Source organism: Aureimonas psammosilenae (assembly GCF_009176975.1).
Lineage (GTDB): Bacteria > Pseudomonadota > Alphaproteobacteria > Rhizobiales > Rhizobiaceae > Plantimonas > Plantimonas psammosilenae.
The window spans coordinates 1-1,077 of sequence record NZ_WEZG01000049.1 but is presented as its reverse complement, the minus strand read 5'-3'; the positions used below and the strand labels follow the sequence as shown (position 1 = coordinate 1,077).

The following is a 1,077-nucleotide window of genomic DNA, read 5'->3' as shown; positions in this document are numbered from 1 at the left end:
TCCCACTACACTACTCGGTCAGACTCTTAGCAGCTTAACTACAGTTGATCGGACGGGAAACGGTGCTTTCTGCTAGATATGGCCGCAACCGAAATATATGCGAACTGGGCGCGCTATGGTGTGAGCGGCAAATCAAGGCAAGTTATGCCACGAACGCTCTGATACATTTTAACAATACGGTTTGAGGTTTAAACAATACACCAAGTGATATGTACGTACTGTATGGATGTACTGTGTGGTGTAGTGATATGTATGTACAGTATGGGAAAGACAAATAGCGACTTAACATACTGAGACTAGCCCTAGTATCTGAACACGTGGAGTGTGGAGTGTGGAGTGTGAGCTGCAAAGTGCGATGCAGTCTCTGCGATTTCTGTAGGTAATTTGTCCGGATGCGGAAGGAGCAGCGGTACGCGCACGAAAATCTCCAAAACATCTTCAAAATCCTCAAAATCGGGCAAATCTCAACCAATGACCAACAAAACGAGAATGAAAAGGACGAGATGTATCAAAGACGATGTTTTCACAGGCGCTGAAGATGATCCTGGTAAAAGCTAAGAGAAATTTTGACCGGAAGGCCGACTTTTGATGGCACCTGAGCGGCGCTCTCATAGTAAAAAACCACCAAACTTCAACCGGGAATAACTCCAGCCACAGAAGTCAATACACATTCATCCAGGTGTCATTCAACTTCTATTCTCCCACTCTCAAACCTCTATAGGGAAACTTGAATGGCATTTCAAAACTGCAAAAGTTTTATCTAACTCATGACCGGTTTTTTTATAAGAGGCATGAAGATGAACTTTTTTTCTGTTCATCATAAACTTCCCCTTTTAACTCTAAACATGAAATACAGGTGGTTTATGATCAGTGGTGAAGTTTCAGAAGGTGGCTATTATCCAATGTTGAGGGATCTGGTGAAATGTTTGCCAATGCGGGGCTTAACTATGGTAATATGCTACATTATGTATGTTCATTTTGTTGAAATCTAGCATTTTGGTGGAAATTAGATAAGCCTCGCTCAGATGTCTGAAACTACCAGGATAATTTTTGAAAATGCTAGACATACTGAAAAAA

At 41.7% G+C, this 1,077-nt stretch carries 1 rRNA gene; it reads right to left on the bottom strand.

Annotated elements, in window-relative coordinates:
* Window positions 1-90: ribosomal RNA gene (rrf, locus tag F9929_RS23875) — 5S ribosomal RNA — on the bottom strand; the annotation flags it as partial.
* Window positions 91-1,077 lie beyond the last annotated feature (987 nt).